5 protein-coding genes are annotated in these 6,304 nt (G+C 65.8%); all 5 read right to left on the bottom strand.

The window, feature by feature from the left end; genetic code table 11:
* Positions 1-89: 89 nt before the first annotated feature.
* Positions 90-1,082, bottom strand: a complete 993-nt coding sequence (locus tag UK23_RS47470; protein ID WP_045318455.1) for an ABC transporter ATP-binding protein — start codon at positions 1,080-1,082, stop codon at positions 90-92.
* On the bottom strand, positions 1,079-2,254 hold the full coding sequence (locus tag UK23_RS47465; RefSeq protein WP_052685680.1) for an ABC transporter ATP-binding protein: 1,176 nt from the start codon (positions 2,252-2,254) through the stop codon (positions 1,079-1,081). Before UK23_RS47465 ends, UK23_RS47470 begins: the two co-directional genes overlap by 4 nt.
* Complete coding sequence (locus UK23_RS47460; protein ID WP_419503939.1) at positions 2,254-3,177, bottom strand: ABC transporter permease; 924 nt, start codon at positions 3,175-3,177, stop codon at positions 2,254-2,256. The genes UK23_RS47465 and UK23_RS47460 overlap by 1 nt, the downstream gene beginning before the upstream one ends.
* 1 nt (position 3,178) lies before the next feature.
* Positions 3,179-4,177 carry an ABC transporter permease gene (locus UK23_RS47455; RefSeq protein ID WP_045318454.1) on the bottom strand — a complete coding sequence of 333 codons (999 nt, stop codon included), beginning with the start codon at positions 4,175-4,177 and terminating at the stop codon, positions 3,179-3,181.
* Positions 4,178-4,277: 100 nt separating this feature from the next.
* Positions 4,278-6,056 (bottom strand): ABC transporter family substrate-binding protein, encoded by a 1,779-nt coding sequence (locus UK23_RS47450; protein ID WP_045318456.1) that lies wholly within the window; start codon positions 6,054-6,056, stop codon positions 4,278-4,280.
* Between the last annotated feature and the right edge of the window lie 248 nt (positions 6,057-6,304).

The raw sequence follows: 6,304 nt of genomic DNA, 5'->3' as shown, positions 1-6,304 counted from the left end.
GATAAAGGCGGCCTTTGCTAAGCACCTGTTTTCGATGAAGGGCTCCTTCATCCACGTGAGGTGGATGAAGGAGCCCTTCATCGTGAGCGTCACACGACCGAGCGTTCCTCCGCGAAGTGGCACGCGGACAGCGTTCCGTCCGGCCCACCGCGCAATTCCAGCTTCGGTTCCTCGGTGGCGCAGATGTCCTGCGCCTTCCAGCACCGCGTCCGGAACCGGCATCCCGACGGCGGATTGACCGGCGACGGCACGTCACCCGTCAGCACGATCCGCTGCCGCTTGCGCTCCTGCTTGGGGTCCGGCATGGGCACCGCGGACAGCAGCGCCTGCGTGTACGGGTGCATCGGCCTGCCGTAGATGGTCTCCCGTTCGCCCATCTCGATGATCTTGCCGAGGTACATCACCGCGACCCGGTCCGAGATGTGCCGCACCACGGAGAGGTCGTGCGCGACGAACAGGTAGGCGAGCCCGAGCCGTTCCTGCAGTTCCTCCAACAGGTTCACGACACCGGCCTGCACCGAGACGTCCAAAGCGGACACCGGCTCGTCCAGCACCATGAAGCGCGGGTTCAACGCGAGCGCGCGGGCAATGCCGATGCGCTGCCGCTGACCGCCGGAGAACTCGTGCGGGTAACGGTTGCGGTGCTCGGGGTTGAGGCCCACGAGCTCCATCAACTCGTTGACCCGCCGCTGCACGCCACCTTCGACACCGTGGATCCGCAACGGTTCCGCGATGATGTCGTTGACCTGCCACTTGGGGTTCAGCGACGCGTACGGGTCCTGGAAGACGATCTGGATGTCCTTGCGCAACGGCCGCAGCTGCTTGTTCGTCATGGCCGTGAGCTCGCGGCCCTCGAACTTCACCGAGCCCGACGTGGGCTTGTGCAGCTGGAGGATCGCGCGCCCGGTCGTGGACTTGCCACAGCCGGACTCGCCGACCAGGCCGAGCGTCTCACCGGGGTGCAGGGTGAACGAGACACCGGACACGGCCTGCACCGTGCCGATGGCGCGCGGGATGATTCCCTTGCCCCGCACGGGGAACTCCTTGACGAGGTCGGTGACCTCCAGCAGTGGCGCGGTCACTTCGCCTCCTCATCGGAAACCAGAGTTCCGTGTACGGCAGTCACTTCGAGCGACTCGTCGGGGTTGGCCGCGGCGAACACCGCCGGGTTCTCGATCGTGCCGATCTCCTCGTGCAGGAACAGCCGCTGCGGCTGCTCGATCGTCACCAGGTGCTCCCAGCGGTGGCACCGCGTCGTGTGGTTCGCGGCGCCGGCCTCCTCGAGCAGCGGCTCCCACTCGTGACACACGTCCGCGACGAGCGGGCAGCGCGGCGAGAACGAGCAGCCGGTCGGCAGGTTCACCAGGGACGGCGGTGCGCCCTTGATCGGGGTGAGCCGCTTGCCCAGCGTGGCCGGGTTCGGCACGGAACCCAGAAGTCCCACCGTGTAAGGCATCCGCGGCCGTTCGAAGACGTCGTCGACCGGGCCGGACTCGACCACGGTGCCGCCGTACATCACCTGCACGCGGTTGACCATGCCCGCGACCACGCCGAGGTCGTGCGTGATCATCACGATCGCCGCGTCGGTCTCCTTCTGGAGCCTCAGCATCGTGTCGAGGATCTGCGCCTGCACCGTCACGTCGAGCGCGGTGGTCGGCTCGTCGGCGATGATCACGCTGGGGTCGTTGATGATCGCCATCGCGATGACCACGCGCTGCCGCATGCCGCCGGAGAACTCGTGCGGGTACTGGGAAGCGCGCTTGTCCGGCTGCGGGATGCCGACGAGCTCCAGCGCGTCGATCGCCTTGGCCCACGCCGCCTTCTTCGAGACGTCGTGGTGCGCGCGGTAGGTCTCGGCGAGCTGCCACCCCACGGTGTAGACGGGGTTCAGCGACGTCATCGGGTCCTGGAAGATCATCGAGATGTGCTTGCTGCGGAACGGCTGCATCTGCTTGTAGGTGCGGCCGTTCAGCTCCTCACCGCGGTAGCGGATCGAGCCTTCGATGATCGCGTTCTTGGGCAGCAGGCCCATGATCGCCATGGAGGACACGGACTTGCCGGAGCCCGACTCGCCGACGATCCCCAGCACGTCGCCGGAGTTGAGGTCGAACGAGACGTCGCGCACGGCGCGGACGTCGCCGTCGTCGGTCGGGAACGTGACGCTCAGGTTCTTGACCGAGAGCAGCGGTGCGGTGGTGGCAGAGCCGTCGCCGGAGGGCAGGAAGTCCTCCGACAGTTCGGAAACACTCGTCATCAGGCACGCACCTTCGTCTGCCTCGGGTCGAACGCGTCGCGCAGGCCGTCACCGATGAAGTTGACGGCGAGGGAAAGCGACACGAGCACGATGAACGGACCCCAGAACAGCCACGGCCGGTTCAGGAACTGCCCGTAGTTCTCCAGCACGATCACGCCGAGCGAGGTGTCCGGGGGCTGAACTCCCAGTCCCAGGAACGAAAGCGCGGCCTCGGTGAGCACGGCGCTCGCGATCGCCAGCGTGGCGTTGACGGTGATGCTGCCGATCATGTTCGGCACCAGGTGCTTGAAGATGATCCGCGGCGTCGAGGCGCCGCAGGCCCTGGCCGCCTCGATGAACTCCCGCTGTGCCAAGGAAAGCGTCTCACCGCGGGTGATGCGGGCGATCTGCATCCAGGCGAACGACGCGAGCACCAGCGCGACGACGTACCAGCTGCCGGAGAAGCCCTTGACCACGATCGCGGCGACCGCGATCTGCGGGATGATCAGCAACAGGTCGACGAGCCGCATCAGCGCCGTGTCGACGAAACCGCGCAGATATCCGGCCAGAGCACCGAAGATCACGCCGATGGCGGTCGCCAGCGCGGCCACGATCAACGCGATCTGCAACGAGTAGGCCGTGCCGCGCATGAGCAACGCCAGCATGTCCTTGCCGACCTGGGTGGTGCCGAGCGGGTGGGCGCCGCTCATCGGCTGGTAGGACTTGCTGGACACGTCCTCGAAGTCGTAGGTCCAGATGAACGGGCCGAGGAACGCGAACAACACCAGCACGATGAACACGCCGAGGCTCACCATCGCGAGCCGGTGGCGCAGGAAGCGCCCCAGCACGAGCTGGCCCTGCGTGCGGGTCTTGGTGGCGTCGAACTCGTGCGAGTCGGACTGCGGAGCGCTGTTGACCACGCCGCCCTCGGACGCCAGGTTGATGTTAGCCAAGGCGAATCCTAGGGTCGAGGATGCCGTACACGATGTCGGCCACCAGGTTGAACAGCACGATCAGGGTCGCGGTGACGGCGAGCCAGCCCATCAGCATGGGCGGGTCGAACTGCCGCACCGAGCTCACCAGCAGCGTGCCCATGCCGGCCCAGCCGAACACCGTCTCGGTGATGATCGCGCCGGACAGCACAGCACCGAAGTTCAGCGAGAACAGCGTGGCGACGGGGATGAGCGCGTTGCGGAAGGCGTGCCGGAAGATCACCCTGCTCTGCGAGATGCCCTTCGCCCGTGCGGTGCGCACGAAGTCCGAGTGCAGGATCTCCAGCATCGAGGCGCGTTCGAACCGGCTGTACGCGGCGAAGCTGATCAGCATCAGCGCGATCGTCGGCAGCAGGAACGTGCCGGTGTACTTGAAGATCACGTCGCCGAAGCTGCCGCTGAAACCACCCGGCCGCGGGCCCGCGGTGGTGAGCCAGCGCTCCAGCCCCATCGACTCCAGGACGTTGTTGAACTGGATGCCGTAGTTCTTGACGATGACCGCGACGCAGAAGATCGGCATCGAGAACATCAGGAACGCGGTGCTGGTGGCGAGGTAGTCGAAGATCGAGTACTGGCGCACGGCGGCGAGCACGCCGACCGAGACACCCAGTGTGAGAGCGAGAAGTTCGGCACCGATGACCAGTCGTCCGGTGGTCCACAGCGCGTCGGTGACGGCCGGGAAGACAGCGGTCTTGGCCTGTCCGAGGGCGATGCTCTGGCCCCAGTCACCGGACATGAAGTCGGTGAGCCAGTTCCAGTAGCGGACGACGACGGGCTTGTCGAGGCCGAGCGAGATCTCGGCGGCCTTGATGTCGGCTTCGGTGACGTTGGGCCGGAATCGCATCTCCGCCAAGGGGTTTCCGGCGGTGGCGACGAGGACGTAACAGGCGAAGCTGCCGATCAGCAGGATGGGTATGGAGATCAGCAGGCGCCGGATGATGTAGCGGATCACGACGAGCTCCTAGGGGAAACCCGCTCGGGCGGGGCCGGACTCGTGGTCCGGCCCCGCCCGGTCAGGCGTTGCGCACTTCAGGCACTTCAGCCGAGCACGGTCACTTGGTCTGCCACTCGTTGGCGTCCCACAGCGCACCGAAGTAGCTCTGGAAGTACACGCGGTCGAGTCCCTTGAAGGCCCACATGTTCGGCATCTGGAACAGCGGCAGCGAGAGGTACTGCTCGGAGAACGCCACGTCCGCCTCGGCGAAGTACTTCAGCGAGTCGGCGATCGACGTCTGCGAGACAGCGCTCTTGAGGGCCGTGTCGGCCTTCGGCACGCTCCAGTTGGACCAGTTCTGGCCACCACCGGTCTCGTAGATCGACTTCTTCGGGCTCTTGAACGGCGAGCCGGACCACGCGAACAGCGCGACGTCGTAGTCGCCCTGGCTCACGCGCTCGTCGAGGAAGTTGGAGTCGGTGTCGTCCTTGACCTCGATGCCGGCTTCCTTGCACTGGCCCTGGATCAGCTCGACGGTCTGCTTGCGGCGCGGGATGTCGGTGTGGCTGATCCGGAAGGAGGCACGCACGCCGTCCTTCGCGAACACGCCGTCGGCACCCTGCGTCCAGCCCGCGTCGCTCAGGATCTTCTTCGCCGCGGCCGGGTCACCCTTGGCCTTGTCGGCGTAGTTGTCCTTGTAGCCCTCGTCCTTCGGGAAGAAGAGGAGGTTGCCCAGCGGCTTGGCGTCGGCCTGGACCTCGGTGATGAGCTTGTCGATGATGTCCTGGCGCTTGACGCACATGAAGAACGCCTTGCGGATCTCTTCCTTGGCCAGCACCGGGTTCTTCATCTGCAGGTCGAGGTGCTCGAACGAGAGGCCGGGGCCGGAGCCGAACGTGATGCCCTGGGCGCTCAGGCCCTTGAGCTTCGTCGCGGCGTTCGCGTCGGGCTGGGCCATGGAGTTGACGGCGACCTCACCGTTCTCCAGCGCCTGCGCCTGCGCGACGGGGTCCGGGATCGCCTTCAGGATGATCTTCTTCGGACCACCGGGCTTGCCGACCCACTTGGGGTTGCGCTCCAGGGTCACCGACTGGTTCGGCTCGAAGCCGGTCAGCATGTACGGGCCCGCACCCGGCATGAGTTCCTTGGTGAAGCCGTTCCACTTCTCGTTCCAGAAGTCGGCGACCTTCTGGATGTCCGCGGCCGGGCTGTCCTTCTTGATCTTGGTGATGTCCGCGACGCCGGTCTGCTTCTCCAGGATGTGCGCCGGGAGGATGTCCGTGTTGAACAGGTCCTCGTAGTCCGGGTACGGCTCGCTGAAGGTGCCGACCAGGGTCTGGTCGTCCTTGCACTCGGCGGTCATCAGGTCGTAGCCCGTGCCACCGGCCGGCTTGAAGTACTTGCCGCCGTCGGCCTTCTTCGCCTGGCCGCTCTGGGTGAACCACGCCATGTAGAGGTCGTCGCAGTCCCAGGCCTCGCCGTCGGACCAGGTGACGCCCTTCTTGAGCTTCCAGGTCACGACCTGCGGCGACTTCGAGGTGACCTCGACCGACTCGGTCGTGTCCTTGTTGACGATCACCTTGTTGTTGCCGTTGATGATGTGCGTGCCCGGCTGCACGAGAACCAGCGCGAACGTGTTGTAGGACTGGTTCGCGTCCTCGGTCGCGTTGTTGTACGCGGTGAACGGTTTGTCCGTCGACACCACGACCTGGTCGCTCTCCTTGGTGTCCGGAGCGGTGTAACCGTCCGCGGACTCACCACGAGCCGACGCCATGTCCGCGACGCTGGAGTCGCCTCCGTCGGAGTTGTTGCTACCGCCACCGCCACCGCACGCACCCAGCACGAGAGACGCGCTGGCGAACAGCGCGATCGCCGGAAGTGCTTTGGTTCTCCTCATCGACACGTGCCCTCCTAGCACTGGGCGGCCGTGGCCAGTCGGCGTGCACGCCCATAACCGTGATGTGCCATACGCGCCCCGAACCGGCACATCGTGGGCAGCACGGTAAGAACCCGTTGAGGCGGCGGTCACTACCTGAGAGGGCGATCGTGACCCAATGGAAACAGGTTGTAGCGCGGCGCAATGGCCCGATTACCGGGCGCCAGCGTTCGTTGACCGGGCGGGTGAAATTCTGTCAACGACAGCCG

Origin of the sequence: Lentzea aerocolonigenes (assembly GCF_000955955.1) — a bacterium.
GTDB lineage: Bacteria > Actinomycetota > Actinomycetes > Mycobacteriales > Pseudonocardiaceae > Lentzea > Lentzea aerocolonigenes_A.
This window is presented reverse-complemented; position numbering and strand designations above follow the sequence as displayed.